The 16,987-nt window shown below is 71.9% G+C and carries 17 protein-coding genes; 15 read left to right on the top strand and 2 right to left on the bottom strand.

The window, feature by feature from the left end; translation table 11 throughout:
• Positions 1-40: 40 nt before the first annotated feature.
• The 6 genes from sfnG (at position 41) to ABZT06_RS06770 (ending at position 6,296) form a co-directional block, all read left to right on the top strand.
• A complete protein-coding gene (gene sfnG, locus ABZT06_RS06795) occupies positions 41-1,150 on the top strand; it encodes a dimethylsulfone monooxygenase SfnG (protein WP_355735940.1) in 1,110 nt (369 codons plus the stop codon).
• 13 nt (positions 1,151-1,163) lie between these two features.
• A complete protein-coding gene (locus tag ABZT06_RS06790; protein WP_355735937.1) occupies positions 1,164-2,381 on the top strand; it encodes an acyl-CoA dehydrogenase family protein in 1,218 nt (405 codons plus the stop codon).
• A 64-nt stretch (positions 2,382-2,445) separates the two neighbouring features.
• Positions 2,446-3,000, top strand: a complete 555-nt coding sequence (ssuE, locus tag ABZT06_RS06785) for an NADPH-dependent FMN reductase (RefSeq protein WP_355735934.1) — start codon at positions 2,446-2,448, stop codon at positions 2,998-3,000.
• 2 nt (positions 3,001-3,002) lie between these two features.
• Entirely contained in the window at positions 3,003-4,235 is a 1,233-nt protein-coding gene (locus tag ABZT06_RS06780) for an SfnB family sulfur acquisition oxidoreductase (RefSeq protein WP_355735931.1), read from the top strand.
• 33 nt (positions 4,236-4,268) lie between these two features.
• Positions 4,269-5,414 carry an LLM class flavin-dependent oxidoreductase gene (locus ABZT06_RS06775; protein WP_355735928.1) on the top strand — a complete coding sequence of 382 codons (1,146 nt, stop codon included), beginning with the start codon at positions 4,269-4,271 and terminating at the stop codon, positions 5,412-5,414.
• Positions 5,415-5,471: 57 nt separating this feature from the next.
• Positions 5,472-6,296 (top strand): alpha/beta hydrolase, encoded by an 825-nt coding sequence (locus ABZT06_RS06770; protein ID WP_355735925.1) that lies wholly within the window; start codon positions 5,472-5,474, stop codon positions 6,294-6,296.
• Here ABZT06_RS06770 and ABZT06_RS06765 read toward each other — a convergent pair.
• Positions 6,293-7,339, bottom strand: coding sequence for an acyl-CoA dehydrogenase family protein (locus ABZT06_RS06765; RefSeq protein WP_355735922.1), 1,047 nt, complete (start codon positions 7,337-7,339; stop codon positions 6,293-6,295). The genes ABZT06_RS06770 and ABZT06_RS06765 overlap by 4 nt on opposite strands.
• 94 nt (positions 7,340-7,433) lie before the next feature.
• On the opposite strand from ABZT06_RS06765, the gene ABZT06_RS06760 reads away from it, so the two are divergent.
• From ABZT06_RS06760 to ABZT06_RS06735, 6 genes are all read left to right on the top strand, one after another.
• Complete coding sequence (locus ABZT06_RS06760; protein WP_355735919.1) at positions 7,434-7,790, top strand: YciI family protein; 357 nt, start codon at positions 7,434-7,436, stop codon at positions 7,788-7,790.
• Complete coding sequence (locus ABZT06_RS06755; RefSeq protein ID WP_355735916.1) at positions 7,790-8,959, top strand: RNA polymerase sigma factor; 1,170 nt, start codon at positions 7,790-7,792, stop codon at positions 8,957-8,959. The genes ABZT06_RS06760 and ABZT06_RS06755 overlap by 1 nt, the downstream gene beginning before the upstream one ends.
• A 142-nt stretch (positions 8,960-9,101) precedes the next feature.
• Positions 9,102-10,427, top strand: a complete 1,326-nt coding sequence (locus tag ABZT06_RS06750; RefSeq protein ID WP_355735913.1) for an aldehyde dehydrogenase family protein — start codon at positions 9,102-9,104, stop codon at positions 10,425-10,427.
• Positions 10,428-10,613: 186 nt separating this feature from the next.
• The gene (locus tag ABZT06_RS06745; protein ID WP_355735910.1) at positions 10,614-11,195 is read left to right on the top strand and encodes a tRNA-dependent cyclodipeptide synthase; all 582 of its coding nucleotides are present in this window, start codon (positions 10,614-10,616) and stop codon (positions 11,193-11,195) included.
• A gap of 34 nt (positions 11,196-11,229) precedes the next feature.
• Positions 11,230-12,117, top strand: coding sequence for an NAD(P)-dependent oxidoreductase (locus ABZT06_RS06740; RefSeq protein WP_355735908.1), 888 nt, complete (start codon positions 11,230-11,232; stop codon positions 12,115-12,117).
• A gap of 60 nt (positions 12,118-12,177) precedes the next feature.
• A complete protein-coding gene (locus tag ABZT06_RS06735; protein WP_355735906.1) occupies positions 12,178-12,600 on the top strand; it encodes a PPOX class F420-dependent oxidoreductase in 423 nt (140 codons plus the stop codon).
• Between the two features lie 96 nt (positions 12,601-12,696).
• On the opposite strand, the gene ABZT06_RS06730 is transcribed toward ABZT06_RS06735, so the two are convergent.
• Positions 12,697-13,491 (bottom strand): IclR family transcriptional regulator, encoded by a 795-nt coding sequence (locus tag ABZT06_RS06730; RefSeq protein WP_355735904.1) that lies wholly within the window; start codon positions 13,489-13,491, stop codon positions 12,697-12,699.
• 545 nt (positions 13,492-14,036) lie between these two features.
• Here ABZT06_RS06730 and ABZT06_RS06725 point away from each other — a divergent pair.
• The 3 genes from ABZT06_RS06725 to ABZT06_RS06715 are packed head-to-tail and all read left to right on the top strand — an operon-like array spanning position 14,037 to position 16,987.
• The gene (locus ABZT06_RS06725; RefSeq protein WP_355735901.1) at positions 14,037-14,210 is read left to right on the top strand and encodes a hypothetical protein; all 174 of its coding nucleotides are present in this window, start codon (positions 14,037-14,039) and stop codon (positions 14,208-14,210) included.
• Between the two features lie 40 nt (positions 14,211-14,250).
• Positions 14,251-16,029 (top strand): TIM barrel protein, encoded by a 1,779-nt coding sequence (locus tag ABZT06_RS06720; RefSeq protein WP_355735898.1) that lies wholly within the window; start codon positions 14,251-14,253, stop codon positions 16,027-16,029.
• A 52-nt stretch (positions 16,030-16,081) separates the two neighbouring features.
• Complete coding sequence (locus ABZT06_RS06715; protein ID WP_355735896.1) at positions 16,082-16,987, top strand: aldo/keto reductase; 906 nt, start codon at positions 16,082-16,084, stop codon at positions 16,985-16,987.

The following is a 16,987-nucleotide window of genomic DNA, read 5'->3' as shown; positions in this document are numbered from 1 at the left end:
ATTCGGCGTGCCCGAAAACATTTTGCAACAGGAGTCACGCATGCCTGCCGCGCCCGTCAAATTCGCCTACTGGGTCCCCAACGTCAGCGGGGGACTCGTCACCAGCAGGATCGAGCAGCGCACCGACTGGGGCTACGACTACAACCGCGAACTCGCCGTCCTCGCCGAGAACAACGGCTTCGAGTACGCCCTCAGCCAGGTCCGCTACATGGCCAGCTACGGCGCCGAGTACCAGCACGAGTCGACCAGCTTCAGCCTCGCCCTGCTGCTCGCCACCCAGCGCCTGAAAGTCATCGCCGCCGTCCACCCCGGCCTCTGGCACCCCGCTGTCCTCGCCAAGCTCGGCGCCACCGCCGACCACCTCTCCAAGGGCCGCTTCGCGGTGAACGTCGTGTCGGGCTGGTTCAAGGGCGAGTTCACCGCCCTGGGCGAGCCCTGGCTGGAGCACGACGAGCGCTACCGCCGCTCCGAGGAGTTCATCACCGCCCTGCGGAAGATCTGGACCGAGGACCACGCCGAACTCGCCGGGGACTTCTACCGGTTGCGCGACTTCTCCCTCAAGCCCAAGCCCCTCAACACCGACGAGCGGCCGCACCCGGAGATCTTCCAGGGCGGCAACTCCACCGCCGCACGGCAGATGGCCGGCCGGGTCTCCGACTGGTACTTCTCCAACGGCAAGGACTTCGACGGGGTGGTCGAGCAGCTCACCGACGTCCGCAAGTCAGCCGCCGAAGTCGGGCGCAGCGCACCGAAGTTCGGCCTCAACGGCTTCCTCATCGCCCGGGACACCGAGGCCGAGGCCCGCGAGACCCTCCGGGAGATCGTCGCCAAGGCCGACCACGAGGCCGTCGAGGGCTTCGGCGCCGCCGTGAAGCAGGCCGGACAGTCCACCGGCGACAAGAAGGGCATGTGGCAGGACTCCTCCTTCGAGGACCTCGTCCAGTACAACGACGGTTTCCGCACCGGCCTGATCGGCACACCGGAGCAGATCGCCGAGCGGATCGTCGCCTACAAGAAGCTCGGCGTGGACCTCCTCCTGCTCGGCTTCCTGCACTACCACGAGGAGGTCGAGTACTTCGGCAAGCGCGTGCTGCCCCTGGTGCGCGAACTGGAAGCCCAGCTCCCCGAGTCCACCCCCGCCCAGATCTGAGGAGGTCACCGACATGAGCACCGCCACGAACACCGACTGGCAGACCCGCCCCACCCCCAAGACCGCCCAGGACTGGATCGCCCGCGCCGCCGAGGTCGCCGCCGTCCTCGCCACCGACGCCGCCGAACGGGACCGCGCGGGAGCCACCCCGTACGCCGAGGTCCAGCGCCTCAAGGACGCGGGCCTCGTCACCCTCCTCGGCCCCACCGAGCACGGCGGCGGGGGCCAGGACTGGCCCACCGCCTACCGGGTCGTCCGCGAGATCGCCAAGGCCGACGGCTCCATCGGCCAGCTCCTCGGCTACCACTACCTGTGGTTCTGGGCCGCCCGCCTGGTCGGCAGCCGCGAACAGTGGGAGCACGTCGAGGCCGAGGCATCCCGGAACCGCTGGTTCTTCGGCGGCGCGGTCAACCCGCGCGACAAGGACGTGGTCGTCACCGAGGACGGCGACGACCTCGTCTACACCGGCCGCAAGACCTTCTCCACCGGCAGCAAGGTCTCCGACGTCACCGTCCTCGAAGGCGTCCTGGAAGGCACCGACAGTCATGTCTTCGCGATCGTGCCCTCCGACTCCGCGGGCCTGACCTTCCACGACGACTGGGACAACATCGGCCAGCGCCTCACCGAGAGCGGCGGAGTGACCCTCGACGGCGTCCGCACGCCTTGGTCGTCGGCGGCCGGATATGTGGACAAGGTGTTCCAGCCGCGCGTCTACAACACCCTCAACGTCCCCACCATCCAGCTGGTCTTCGTCAACTTCTACCTCGGCATCGCGGGCGGCGCCCTGGAGACGGCCGCCACCTACACCCGCGAGAAGTCCCGCTCCTGGCTGCACGGCGGCTTCGAGCGCGCCGTCGACGAGCCGTACGTCATCGACATCTACGGCGACCTCACCGCCAAGCTCTGGGCGGCCGAGGCCCTCGCCGACGCCGTCGCCGCCGAGGGACAGCGGCTGCACGACGACCCCGACGCGGTCACCGAGCAGACGCGCGGCGATTTCGAGGTCCGGGTGGCCGCCGTCAAGGCCCGCGCCACCGACGTGGCCCTGGAGATCGCCGGCCGGATCTTCGAGGTGACGGGCGCCCGTTCCACGGCCACTTCGGAGGGCCTGGACCGGTTCTGGCGCAACGTCCGCACCCACACCCTGCACGACCCGGTCGCCTACAAGCGCCGCGAGGTCGGCCGCTGGGTCCTCGAGGGCGAACTGCCCGAACCCACCTGGTACTCCTGACCGTTTCCCGCCGGGGCGCCCCCTCCTGAACAGGGGGCGCCCCGCCTCCCCGAAAGAGGACCGCATGGCCACCGTCCTGTCCGTCTCCGGCAGCCCCTCCGCCTCCTCCCGCACCAACCGGCTGCTGCGCCACCTCGACCGGCGCCTGACCGCGCAGGGCCATGAGGTGATCCCGCTCGACGTCCGCACCATCCCCGCCGAGGCCCTGCTCGGCGCCGACTTCCAGCACCCGGCGATCGTCGAGGCGACCGAGCTGTTCGCACGCGCCGACGGGGTCGTCGTGGCCACCCCGGTCTACAAGGCGTCGTACTCCGGAGTCCTCAAGGCCCTCCTGGACCTGCTCCCGCAGTACGCCCTGGCCGGCAAGACCGTGCTGCCCCTGGCCACCGGCGGTTCCACCGCCCATGTCCTGGCCATCGACTACGCGCTCCGCCCGGTCCTCAGCTCCATGGGCGCGGCCCACATCGTGCAGGGCTGGTTCACCCTCGACAAGGACATCAGCGTGCAGGAGGACGGCTCGCTGACCGTCGCGCCCACCGCGACCGAGGCGCTCACCCAGGTCGTGGACCAGTTCTCGACCGTCCTGGGACGGCGACCGGTGCTGGCGGCGGCGGGCTGACCGTGGCGACGACCCAGGCCACCCAGGAGGTCCAGGCCACCCAGGACATCCAGGCCGCCCACGTGATCGCCGACGACGCGGAGGCCCTCGCGGTCGCCGCGTCGCTCGCCGCGGAGTTCCGGGCGGGCGCCTCCGCCAGGGACACCGAACGCAGGCTGCCCCGCGCGGAGTTGGACCGTCTGTCCGCCTCCGGGCTGCTCGCCGTCACCGTCCCCGCCGAGCACGGGGGTGCGGACGTGAGCGCGGTCACCCTCGCGGAGATCTTCCGGCTGCTCGCCGCCGCCGACGCGAGCCTCGCCCAGATCCCGCAGAGCCACTTCGCCTACGTCAACGTGATCCGCCGTCAAGGCACCGACGAGCAGCGCAAGTTCTTCTTCGCCGAGCTGCTCGCCGGCCGCCGTTTCGGCAACGCGCAGTCCGAGGCCGGTACCCAACACGTCCAGGACATCCGCACCCGACTGCGCCCGCGGGCGGACGGCTCGTACCGCCTGGACGGCGTCAAGCACTACTCCACCGGCGCCCTGTTCGCCGACTGGATTCCCGTGCTGGCCCGCGCCGAGGACGACAACCTGCACGTCGCCTACGTGCCCAGGGACGCGCCGGGGCTGACGGTGGTCGACGACTGGGACGGCCTCGGCCAGCGTACGACGGCCAGCGGCACCGTCCGCCTTGAAGGCGTCGGGGTCCCGGCCGACCGGGTCCTGCCCCACCACCTCACCTTCGAGGGCCCCCAACTCCACGGAGCGGTCGCCCAGTTGCTGCACGCCGCGATCGACGCCGGGATCGCCGGGGGAGCGCTCGCCGAGGCGGCGGAGTTCGTCCGGACGAAGAGCCGCCCCTGGTTCGAGAGCGGCGTCGAGACGGCCGCCGAGGACCCGCTGCTGATCCAGCGCTTCGGTGAACTCGCCATCCGGGTACGGGCGTCGGAGGCCCTGCTGCGCGAGGCCGCGCGGGCCGTGGAAGCCGCCCGGGCCGACCTCACCGACGATTCGGCGGCCGAGGCGTCCATCGCGGTCGCCACGGCCAAGGTGCAGGCGGCCCAGGCGGCGGTGGAGGTGGCGAGCGCCCTCTTCGAGGTGTCCGGCACCCGCTCGGCCCTCAACTCCCTCAACCTGCACCGGCATTGGCGCGACGCCCGCACCCACACCCTGCACGACCCGACCCGCTGGAAGATCCAGCACATCGGCAGGTACGTGCTCAACGGCACCCGGCCGCCCCGGCACGGCCTCCTCTAGCGAACAGCGGACCTTCCCGATCGGAGACCCCCCATGTCCCTCACCTTCCACTGGTTCCTGCCCACCAACGGCGACAGCCGCCATGTCGTCGGAGGTGGCCACGGCACGCCCGCCACCGTCTCCGGACGGGACCGGCCGCCGACGGTCGCCTACCTGAGCCAGATCGCCGGCGCGGCCGAGGACCTGGGCTTCGTGGGGGCGCTCACGCCCACCGGCGCCTGGTGCGAGGACGCCTGGCTGACCACCGCGATGGTCAGCCAGAACACCGAGCGGCTGAAGTTCCTGGTCGCCTTCCGGCCCGGCTCCGTCTCGCCGACGCTCGCCGCGCAGATGGCCTCCACCTTCCAGCGGCAGTCCGGCGGGCGGCTGCTGCTCAACGTGGTCACCGGCGGGGAGAGCCACGAGCAGCGGGCCTACGGGGACTTCCTCGACAAGGACGCCCGCTACCGCCGTACCGGTGAATTCCTCGAGGTCGTACGGGGGTTGTGGGAGGGCAAGACCGTCGATCTGCACGGCGAGCACATCCAGGTCGAGGACGCGAAGCTGGCACGCGTGCCCGACCCGGTGCCCGAGGTGTACTTCGGCGGGTCCTCGCCCATCGCCGGCGAGGTCGCCGCCAAGTACTCCGACGTGTACCTCACCTGGGGCGAGCCGCCCGCACAGGTCGCCGAGAAGATCGCCTGGGTGCGGGGGCTCGCGGCCCGGGAGGGCCGCACCCTGCGCTTCGGGATCCGCCTGCATGTCATCACCCGGGACACTTCCGAACAGGCCTGGGCCGAGGCCGACCGCCTCCTGGCGGGCTTCGACCCCGAGACCGTCAGGTCGGTACAGGCCGGGCTCGCCCGCAGCGAGTCCGAGGGCCAGCAGCGGATGCTCGCCCTGCACGGCGGCGGCGACCGAAACGGCCTGGAGATCCACCCCAACCTGTGGGCCGGCATCGGCCTGGTGCGCGGCGGCGCCGGCACCGCGCTGGTCGGCAGTCATGACGAGGTCGCCGAACGGATCAAGGAGTACCACGCGCTCGGCATCGACGAGTTCGTGCTCTCCGGCTATCCGCACCTGGAGGAGGCCTACTGGTTCGGCGAGGGAGTCCTGCCGCGCCTCGCCGGACAGGGCCTGTGGCAGCACCCGTTCGGCGAGCGGGCCGCGCCCTCGGCGCAGGTGCCGTTCGCGAGCTAGGCAGTCACCACGTACGCTCACAGACTCGACCTGCGTAACCGTCGTGAGGAACAGCCCGTGAGCGACTGGCCGTTGACCAGGACCTTCCGCAGCAGCTCCGGTGAGGTCCGCTGGGACAGCCTCGGAGACCCCGGCCGCGCCCCGGTCGTCCTGCTCCACGGCACCCCCTTCTCCTCCTACGTCTGGCGTGCCGTCGCCCGCGCCCTGGCCCGCCGCCACCACGTGTTCGTGTGGGACATGCCCGGCTACGGGACCTCGGAGAAGTTCGCCGGCCAGGACGTCTCCCTGGCGGCCCAGGGCAGGGTCTTCACCGAGCTCCTGGCGCACTGGGATCTGGACCGACCCCGGGTCGTGGCCCATGACTTCGGCGGCGCGGTGTCCCTGCGGGCCCATCTGCTGCACGGCGCCCGCTACCGCTCGCTCGCCCTGGTCGATCCGGTCGCGCTGGCCCCGTGGGGGTCGCCGTTCTTCCGGCTGGTCGGCAAGCACTCCGATGTCTTCGACCAACTGCCGCCCGCTCTGCACCGGGCCCTCGTCCGCGAGTACGTCAGCTCCGCCAGCAGCCCCGGCCTGCACCCCGCCGTCCTCGACCGGCTGGTCGAACCCTGGCTCGGCGACCCGGGCCAGGCGGCCTTCTACCGTCAGATCGCCCAGGCCGACCAGCGATACACCGACGAAGTACAGGAGCGGTACGGGGAGATCGCGCTCCCCACCCTGGTGTGCTGGGGCGAGGACGACACCTGGATCCCCGTCGACAAGGGGCGCGAACTCGTCGCCCGCATCCGGGGCGCACGCCTCGAAACCGTCCCGGGCGCCGGTCACCTCGTACAGGAGGACGCCCCCGCCCACCTCACGGCCGCCCTCGTCGACTTCCTGGCCTAGAGCTGCGCCAGAGCGTCCAGATGCGCGCGGCGGACCTCGGTCGTCTGCCCCTGCACGAGGAGGAACATCCCCTCGCGGAACAGCCGTTGGGCCGTGCCGTCGAGCCCCATGGCCCGGCCGCCCCCGGCCACCACGGCCGCCGTCGTGGCGGCACGCATCAGGTCGTACGACCGTGTCTTGAGCGCCAGCCGTTCGGCGACGCGCTCGTAGGGGACGGGATGCCCGGCCAGGGCGTACACCTGCCCGCGCACCTCGTCGAGAGGTCCGCGAAGAGCACTCGCGGTCTCCGACTCCCCGGCGTCCTCCAGCACTTGGAGCGCCGCGTACGCCACCCCGAAGACGGCGGGGGAGGCGTTGGTGTTGCGGGGCTGGTCCTCCAGCGCGAACTCCGCCTGGGGGGCGCGCAGCACCACCGCGTCTCCGGGAAGCCACAGCCCGTCCAGTTCCAGCGACACCGTCCGGGCCGCGGTGAGGGCCGCGAGCCGCATCAGCTCCGACGCCCGCAGGCCCGGCTGCTCGCGTGCCTCGGTGAACGCGAACACCACCTCGTCCGCGTCGGACACGCCGGCCAGCAGCATCACGTCGTTCAGACCCCAGCCCGTGTACCAGGGCACTCTCCCGTCGAACCGCCAGCCGTCCCGCTCGGCCGTCGCCCGCACCGGCACCCGCGGAAAGGCGCGCACATGCGCGAACGCGATCCCCGCCAGCAGCTCGCCGGTCGCCAGCGGCCCGAGCAGCCGCTCTCGCGCCGGGAGGGCGGACTTCGCGAGCATCCGCACCGGCGAGTGGTGCTGGGTCTGGACGAACCAGGTGGAGCAGCACGCCCCGGCCAGGATCTCCTGGACCTCCCGCGCCACCGCGTCCGGAGCGCCCGCACCGCCGTACTCCTTCGGCGCGCTCACCCCCAGCAGGCCCGAGCGCCTGATCGCGTCGAGGTGACTCGGGGGCACGCCCTCCTGGTCGACGCGTGCCGCGTGCGGGGCGAGGAGGCCGTCCGCGAGGGTGCGGGCGGTGGCGAGGAGCGGGTGCGGTGCGGTGGTCATGGACAGGATTCTCCCGATCCCGTCGCGCGCGGTGTCGATCCGGGGGTGTGCCGTTCGTGTAGGAGGTGAGACACACTCACAGGAGGAGAACGACATGCAGTACTACCTGCTCAACGTCATGCAGCCAGGCTGGGACGAGGTGCCCGCCCCCGAGGAGATGGCCGAGATCGGCAAGCGGCTCGACGCCTTCCACCGGGAGCTCCGCGAGGCCGGGGCCTGGGTCTTCGCCGGGGGACTGCACAGCCCGGACTCCTCGACCGTGCTGCGGCCCCGCGACGGCGACGTGCTGATCACCGACGGGCCGTACGCCGAGGGCAAGGAACAGCTCGGCGGCCTCTGCATCGTGAAGGCGCCCGACCTGGACGCGGCCCTGGAGTGGGGGCGCAAGGCGGCCCAGGCCACCACCCTGCCCATCGAGGTGCGGCCCTTCCAGCACCAGTCCGAGGACTGATGACCCTGGACATCGAGGGCGTCTTCCGCGAGGAGTACGGCCGCGCGGTCGCGGTCCTCGTCCGCTTCCTCGGCGATATCGACCTCGCCGAGGAAGCGGTCCAGGACGCCTTCACCACGGCTGTACGGCGCTGGCCGGAGACCGGCGTGCCGCCCAGCCCGGCCGGCTGGATCATCACCACCGCCCGCAACCGCGCGATCGACCGGCTGCGCCGCGAGTCCACCAGGCAGGCCCGCCACGCCGAGGCCGCCCTCGTGCACGCTCCCGACGCACCGCCCGAGGAGGGCCCCGTGCGCGACGAACGGCTCCGTCTCGTCTTCACCTGCTGCCACCCCGCGCTCGCCCCGCAGGCCCGGGTCGCCCTCACCCTCCGGCTGCTCGGCGGTCTCACGACCGCGCAGATCGCCCGCGCCTTCCTGGTACCCGAGCCGACGATGGCCCAACGGCTCGTCCGCGCCAAGGCCAAGATCCGCGACGCCCGCATCCCCTACCGCGTCCCCCGCGACGCCGACCTCCCCGACCGGCTCAAGGGCGTCCTGGCCGTCATCTACCTCATCTTCAACGAGGGCTACGGCGGCACCCCCGAACTGTGCGCCGAAGCCGTACGCCTGGGCCGTCTGCTGGCCGAGCTGATGCCGGACGAGCCCGAGGCGATCGGTCTGCTCGCGCTGATGCTGCTCATCGAGTCCCGCCGGGCCGCCCGTACCGACGACAGCGGCGAACTCGTACCGCTGTCCGAGCAGGACCCCGGCCGCTGGGACCGCGCGCTCGTCGCCGAGGGTCAGTCACTCGTACGGCGGTGCCTGCGCCGGAACCGGCCGGGGCCGTACCAGATCCAGGCCGCCATCCAGGCGGTCCACAGCGACGCGCCCACCGACTGGGAGCAGGTGCGCCGGCTGTACGACCAGCTCATGGCCGTGGCGCCAAGCCCCGTCGTGGCGCTGAACCGGGCGGTCGCCGTGGCCGAGACCGAGGGACCCGCGCGGGCCCTCGCCCTGGTGGACACGCTGGACCTCGACGGCTACCACGTCCTCCACGCCGTCCGCGCCGACCTGCTGCGCCGGCTCGGACGGGGCACGGAAGCCGCGGCCGCCTACGCCAGGGCCGCGGAACTCACCGAGAACCCGGTGGAGCGCACCTATCTCGAACACCGCCGCCGATCGCTGTGACCTGGTCCCGGAAGGACTGAGTGACCCCGTCCCGGAAAGTAGTGAAGGCGGCCCGGAATTTACCCGGCCACGAAAAGGTTGCAATATACATCTGACCGTCGAGACCAGGCCGCAAGGCCCGCCCAACCCAGCGAGGCACCCCGTGAACCACCCCGCCCCCGAGCAGCCCGCCGACGTCGTGGCCCGACTGCGCGCCACCTTCCGCAGCGGCCGCACCAAGCCCATCGAATGGCGCACGACCCAGCTGCGCCGCCTGCGCGAGATGCTCACCGACAACGGCACCGAGCTGGCCGCCGCCCTCCACGCCGACCTGGGCAAGAGCTCCACCGAGGCCTTCCGCACCGAGATCGACTTCACGATCCGCGAGATCGATCACACCCTGGACCACCTCACCGACTGGCTGAGCCCCGAGTCCGCCCCGGTCCCGGCACACCTCGGCGCCGACGCGAGCGCCTGGACGCAGTACGACCCGCTCGGCGTCGTCCTCGTCATCGCCCCCTGGAACTACCCGGCCCAGCTGCTGCTCGCCCCCGTGGTCGGCGCCCTCGCCGCGGGCAACGCGGTGGTCGCCAAGCCCAGCGAGCTCGCCCCCGCCACCTCCGCCGCCGTGGCCCGGCTGCTCCCCGCCTACCTGGACACGGACGCGGTGGCCGTCGTCGAGGGCGGCATCCCGGAGACCACGGCCCTGCTGGCCGAGCGCTTCGACCACATCTTCTACACCGGCAACGGCACGGTCGGCCGCATCGTCCTGCGCGCCGCCGCCGAGCACCTGACCCCGGTCACCCTCGAACTGGGCGGCAAGTCCCCGGCATTCGTCGACCGCGACGCCGATCTCGCCGTGGTCGCGGACCGGCTGGTCCGCGGCAAGTTCCTCAACGCCGGGCAGACCTGCGTCGCCCCCGACTACGTCCTCACCGACCCGGAGACCGCTGCCGCCCTGGAGCCGCTGTTCGCGAGCGCCGTGGAGACGCTGTTCGGCAGCGATCCGGCCGAGTCCGGCGAATACGGCCGGATCATCAACGAGCGGCACTTCGACCGCCTCACCGGCCTCCTCGACTCGGGCCGTACCGTCGTGGGCGGCGCGAGCGACCGTACGACCAAGTACATCGCGCCCACCGTCCTCGCCGACGTCGACCCCAAGGCGCCGGTCATGCAGGAGGAGATCTTCGGCCCCATCCTGCCCATCGTCACCGTGCCCGGCCTCGACGCCGCCATCGACTTCATCAACGACCGGGACAAGCCGCTCGCACTGTATGTCTTCACCGACTCCGACACGACCCGCCGCCGCATCGCCGCCGAGACCTCCTCCGGCGGCCTCGGCTACGGCCTGCCCCTCGCCCACCTCACCGTCTCCGACCTGCCGTTCGGCGGGGTCGGGGAGAGCGGCATGGGCAACTACCATGGCCGCTACTCCATCGAGACCTTCAGCCACCGCAAGGCGATCCTGGAGAAGCCGCTCGGCCGGTAGCCGGTAGCCGGTAGCCGGACGCGGTGCGCGGAGCGCTCTTGTTGTCCCACCAGAGTGGAAACCGCGCTGATGGCCCGGCAGCTCCCCCAGGGCCTGCCGGGCCTCGCCGCCGAGTGGTCCTAGTCTCGATGGTGAGACCGGAGAACCCACAGCGCACTGCCTGCGCGGAAGACGGGGAGCGTACCGATGCACCACTGGGCGATGCCGACGGCCTGGGCACCCTCGCTTGCGGCCCGCCCGGGGGAGGGCTTCCTCGCCACCCCCTTCTCCAGGCGCTGCGCGGGCCTCGTCGAAGCCGGCCACCACGTGTTCCTCGGGATCGGTCCCGGCAACGGCTACCTCTCCGAGGACCGGCTGGTCGCACTGCTGCGCCGGGCCGCCGCCCGCTTCACCCCCGAGATCGCCCACCCCGGCACCGTCGCCCCGCACCTGCCTCGGCCGCGGCTACGAACCCCCGCACGCCCACCGCGACGTACGCCAGATGGCCGCCGTGACCACCGAGGTGCTTGTCCCCGCCCGGCCGCGGGTCGCGCGGTTCTCCGACTCCTACGACACCCCGGCCTACCGGGCAGCCCTCGAGGCGCGTCACCCGCACGCACCAGGAGCGCCCCGTGTTCCACGCCACCTGCACCCGTGCGGTCAGCACCGCGATGCCCGCCGACCGGACCCCGACCAACTGGCCGCCGGATCGAAGTACCTGGACCGCGAGCTCCCCTTCATCCCCGGACCGGGCTCGTCCGGGATGTTTCCGGCAAGCTCGGTGCCTGACAGAACATCCGCACCACCGCATGGAGTTGACGTCATGACCGACAAGCTCACCGTGAGCGTCCTGGGCACCGGCATCATGGGTGCCGCGATGGCCCGCAACCTCACCCGTGCCGGACACACCGTCCGCGCCTGGAACCGCAGCGCCGACAAGGCACAGCCGCTGGCCGCGGACGGGGTCGAGATCGCCGGCAGCCCCGCCGAGGCCGTGCGCGGCGCCGATGTCGTCCTGACCATGCTGTACGACGGCCCCGCGGCCCTGGACGTGATGCGCCAGGCCGCCGAGGGGCTCCGCCCGGGCTCCGCCTGGGTGCAGTCGACCACCGCCGGCATCGAGGCGATCGCCGACCTGGCCGCCTTCGCCCGTGAGCACCGGCTGGTCTTCTTCGACGCGCCCGTTCTGGGCACCCGCCAGCCCGCCGAGGCCGGTCAGCTGCTGGTCCTCGCGGCCGGACCGGTGGACGGGCGCGGTGCCGTCACCCCCGTTTTCGACGCGGTCGGCGCCCGCACGGTGTGGACCGGTGAGGACGGCGCCGAGGGCAGCGCGACCCGGCTGAAGCTGGTCGCCAACAGCTGGGTGCTCGCCGTGACCAACGCCGCTGGAGAGGCCCTCGCCCTCGCGAAGGCCCTCGGCGTGGACCCGCAGGACTTCTTCGACGCCATCGACGGCGGCCCCCTCGACATGGGATACCTGCGCGCCAAGTCCGGGCTCGTCCTCAACGACCGGTTGTCACCGGCCCAGTTCGCGGTCTCCACCGCCGCCAAGGACGCCCGTCTGATCGTCGAGGCCGGCGAGCGGAGCGGAGTGCGCCTGGACGTGGCCGCCGCGAGCGCCGAGCGCTTCGAACGCGCGGCCGCCCAGGGTCACGGCGACGAGGACATGGCCGCCGCCTATTTCGCGAGCTTCGACGGGGAGGATGCCTGACCGCGAGACCGGAATCCCTGACCCCGAGACCGGAACACCCGCCCCCGAGGAGGGCCCCGCATGTCCAAGCCCCCGCTGCCGCCCGCGGCCGTCGAACTGCTGAGCCGCGCCAACCCCTGCGTGATGGCGACCCTGCGCTCGGACGGCACACCGGTGTCGACCCCCACCTGGTACCTCTGGGAAGGCGGCCGTGTCCTGATCAACCTGGACGAGGGCCGGGTCCGGCTGAAGCACCTGCGCCGCGACCCCCGCGTCACCCTCACGGTCCTGGACAGCGACAACTGGTACACGCACATCACGCTCATCGGCCGCATGATCGAGACGTACGAGGACAAGGACCTCGCCGACATCGACCGCCTCTCCACCCACTACGGCGGCCGTCCCTACCCGAACCGGGTCCGGGGCCGCGTGAGCGCCTGGATCGAGGTCGAGCGCTGGCACGGCTGGGGTGAGATGAAGGACAACGACCAGGCTTCCGGCTGACGACGCGTCCGCAGGAGGGGGCGAGGGCACCGACCGTGACCTCGCCCTCTCCCGAGCGGCTGGGCGAGTCGGCCCGGCGCACCGGCGTCCCGTACGTCAGGCGTCGCTGCTCAGGGGGTGGCTGAATCCCTGGTCGGAGATGAGGCGGGCGCCTTCGGCGAGCTCCGTGGCGAAGCGCTCGACGGCCTCGTAGGGGAAGCGGTGGCTGGGGCCGCTCAGGGAGAGGGAGGCGACGACCTTGCCGGTGCGGCCGACGACGGGCACCGCCACGGCGGTGAGTCCCTCGTCGAACTCACTGCTGCTGACGGCGTAACCGCGCTCGGCCGCCTCCCTGACCCAGGCCCGCAGCCGCTCGAGCTGCGCCTCGCCCTGCGGTGAGGCGACGGCGACCCGGCGCAGGAACGCCTCGGAGGTGCCCCGCAGCAGGATCTTCGAGGAGGCGCCCGCCCACAGCGGCTGCTCGTCGCCGACGTCGACGACATGACGCAGCGGGTGCGGACTCTCCTCGTGAGCGACACAGATGCGGTGGACGCCCCGGGCGACGAACAGGTTGACGGTCTCGCCGAGCCGGTCCGCGAGGTCGCGCATGACCTTCCGGGTCTCCTGCGGCACCTCCCACTGGCCGCGCGCGAGATAGGCCCAGCGCCACAGCGCGGGCCCCGCGGTGTAGCCGGACGGGTGCGAGCCCAGCAGGCCGGTCTCCTCCAGGGTCTGCACCAGACGCAGCGCGGTCGTCTTCGGGAGACCGGTCGACTCGGTGATCTCCCGCAAAGTGATCACCGGCCGGTCCTCGGTGAGCAGAGTGAGGATGTCGAAGGCCCGCCGCACACTGCGCACCCCGCCCGCCTGCTGGTCGGCGTCGCCTCCCGCCCGCGTCTGTCCGTCGCTCACCCGCTGCCTCCCCGTGTACCCCGTGGCCCTCGGCCGCTGCTGTTCCCGACCGTAGTCCGCTGTGCGGACCAGGGATACCGCAACGCCCAAGATCGGGCCGTGGGGTGATGACCACGTGTAGCCCTGGCTGCGCCCTTGCCCTTTCCGGCTGCCGCGCCCTTGTTCGAGAAGCGGGTGCCGCCTAGGCTGTCCGCACAGTGGATCGTATGGACCGTCTAGTGGTCACCATGGAGTCCCAGTGCGAGCAGCAGTCCTTACGGAACCGGACCTGGCGGTGTCTCACCGCAAGCGCGTCCCACCGTCCGCGCCGGTGGGTCATGGGCCAACAGGGGTTCGGGCGGGTTGTGAGCATCGGAGCGGGCCTACGGGACCGTCCGGTGGACCGCCAGGTGGCCACCGAGCCGAACCACGCCTGCCGCACGTGCGCCTCGTCCTGTCCCGCCCCGGCATCACGCCCGGTGCCACCGAACCGCACCCTCGGCGTCCGGAACGCGCGGTACGGATCGGCGAGATCGTGCTCGTCGGCCGCAACGCCGGACGGCTCGATGATCTACGCCCCCCCCGGCGACCTCACCGCCGGCATGACCGAACCGCCTGACGCCCGCCCCCGAGCCGTGATCAAGGCCCGTCTCCCGCTCGTGCGGGCGCAGGAGGCCTCCGCCGGAGCCGCGGGACACGCCGGGAGGACCTGGATCGACCTCGGGAGCGAGTATGCGTAACCCCTCCGCAGCGGACACGCGCGAGACCTCGGGAACAACCATGCGCAAGTCCATCGCCACCGTCTGCCTCAGCGGCACCCTCACCGAGAAACTGACGGCCGCCTCACGAGCCGGTTTCGACGGCGTCGAGATCTTCGAGAACGACCTCCTCGCAAGCCCCCTGGCCCCGGAGGAGATCGCCGCCCGCACGGCCGACCTGGGGCTGCGCATCGACCTCTACCAGCCGATGCGGGACATCGAGGCCGTCCCGGAAAGGACCTTCGCCCGCAACCTGCGGCGCGCACGCCACAAGTTCGAGCTGATGGGCAGGCTCGGCGCCGACACCGTCCTCGTCTGCTCCAGCGTCTCCCCGCAGGCCGTGGACGACGACGCCCTCGCGGCGGAGCAGCTGAGCCGACTGGCCGACCTGGCCCAGGAGTTCGGCATCCGGGTGGCCTACGAGGCACTCGCGTGGGGACGACACGTCAGCACCTACGACCACGCCTGGCGGATCGTCGAGGCCGCGGACCATCCGGCGCTCGGCACCTGCCTGGACAGCTTCCACATCCTCTCCAGGGGTTCCGATCCCAAGGGCATCGCGGACATCCCCGGTGACAAGATCTTCTTCCTCCAGCTCGCCGACGCCCCGCTGATGGCCATGGACGTCCTCCAGTGGAGCCGCCACTACCGCTGCTTCCCGGGCCAGGGCGGATTCGACGTCGCCGGACTCCTGCGCCACGTCCTTGACGCCGGATACGACGGCCCCCTGTCCCTGGAGGTCTTCAACGACGTCTTCCGCCAGGCGGACGCGGGCCGAACGGCGCTGGACGGGCTGCGCTCCCTGCTCGCCCTGGAGGAGAACGCGGGCGTCTCCCCGCTCCCGGCCCCCGTGATCCCCTCCGGGGTCGCCTTCGCCGAACTCGCCACCAGTGACCCCGAACCCGTCGGTGAACTCCTCACGGCTCTCGGCTTCACCCGCACCGCCCGCCATCACGGCAAGCCGGTCGACCTCTGGGAACAGGGTGAGGCCCGCGTCCTGGTCAACGCGGGCACCGCCGGCCGCCGTACCGACACCGCCCTGGCCGCCGTAGGCCTGGAGACGGCTGATCCGGCGGCCTCCGCACGGCGGGCGGAAGCCCTGCTCGCGCCCGCCCTGCCCAAGCGCCGCGCCGCACAGGACGTCCCCCTGGAGTCGATCGCCGCCCCGGACGGCACCGAAGTCCTGTTCTGCGCGACCGGCCGCCCCGAACTCCCCAGCTGGACCGACGACTTCGCGTACACGGCCGAGGGCGGGACCGCGACCGCCCTCACCATCGACCACCTCGCGCTGACCCAGCCCTGGCACCACTTCGACGAGTCGGTGCTCTTCCACCGCACGGTGCTGGGCCTCAGCCCGCACGACACCGTCGAACTCGCCGACCCCTACGGCCTGTTCCGCAGCCGTGCCCTGTCCGCCTCCACCGCCGGGCCCCGGCTGGTCCTCAACCTCGCGCCCACTCCGGAGGAGGGCGGTGAGACGCGGGCCAGGCACGTGGCGTTCGCCGTCGACGACATCGTCGCCGCGGTCCGCCGCTTCCGCGCGGCCGGGGCGGGGCTGCTGCGCGTCCCGGCGAACTACTACGACGACCTGGAGGCCCGGTTCGAGTTCGCCGAGGGGGAGTTGGAGACGTACCGTGAGCTCGGCATCCTCTACGACCGCGACGAGCGGGGCGGCGAGTTCCGGCACTGCTACACCGAGACGGTCGGACGTGTCTTCTTCGAGTTCGTCCAGCGCTCGGGCGGCTACTCCGGGTTCGGCGCGGCCAACGCGCCCATCCGGCTGGCCGCGCAGCGGAGGTAGAAGTTCGGAAAGTGCCGACGAGGACGGGCCGGAGGTGTGTCATCATCCGCCGATGACCTCCGAAACGATCACCGCGGACGCGGCAGGCACCTGGACACTCGGCGATCTCACCGTCAACCGCATCGGCTTCGGCGCGATGCGGCTGACGGGCAGCGCGGCCTTCCACCACGGCACGCCGAGCGACCGGCAACGCTCGATCGCCGTACTGCGCAAGGCCATTGAGCTCGGCGTCAACCACGTCGACACGGCGGCCTTCTACTTCTCCTCGCTGCGCTCCGCCAACGAGATCATCAACAGCGCGCTGTCCCCGTACCCGGACGACTTGGTCATCGCGGCCAAGGTCGGGCCCTTCCGGGACTACACGGGGGAGTGGGGTACCTCTGCCCGGCCCGAGGACCTGCGCGGTCACGTCGAGGAGAACCTCCGCCAGCTCGGCCGCGACCACCTCGACCTGGTGTACCTCCGCCGGATGCGCCAGGAATCGGTCGCCGAGCACTTCGGCGCCCTGGCCGAACTGCGCGACAAGGGCCTGATCCGGCACCTCGGCATCTCCGACGTCGAGCCCCGGCACCTCGCCGAGGCGCAGGCCATCGCGCCGGTGGTGTCCGTGCAGAACCGTTTCGGGCTCGACTCCCGCAACCGGGTCACCGACGAGATGCTGCGGATCTGCGGCGAACAGGGCATCGCCTTCGTGCCGTTCTACGCGATCGCCGGGGACGCCGGACCCGAGGGCGCCACCACCGCCCACGACGAGGCGGTGCTCGCCGTCGCGCGGGCGCACGGCGCGACTCCCGCCCAGGTCCGGCTCGCCTGGACCCTCGCCCAGGGCCCGCACATCCTGGCGATCCCCGGCACCGGCAACCCCGACCACCTCGTCGAGAACATCGCGGCGGGCGCGCTGAGGCTCACGGACGACGAGCTGGACACCCTGAACTCACTGCATCAGAAGGCTGGTTGA

Origin of the sequence: Streptomyces sp. NPDC005483 (assembly GCF_040606035.1) — a bacterium.
GTDB lineage: Bacteria > Actinomycetota > Actinomycetes > Streptomycetales > Streptomycetaceae > Streptomyces.
The sequence above is the reverse complement of the archived record's forward strand: the minus strand, read 5'-3'. Positions and strand labels throughout refer to the sequence as shown.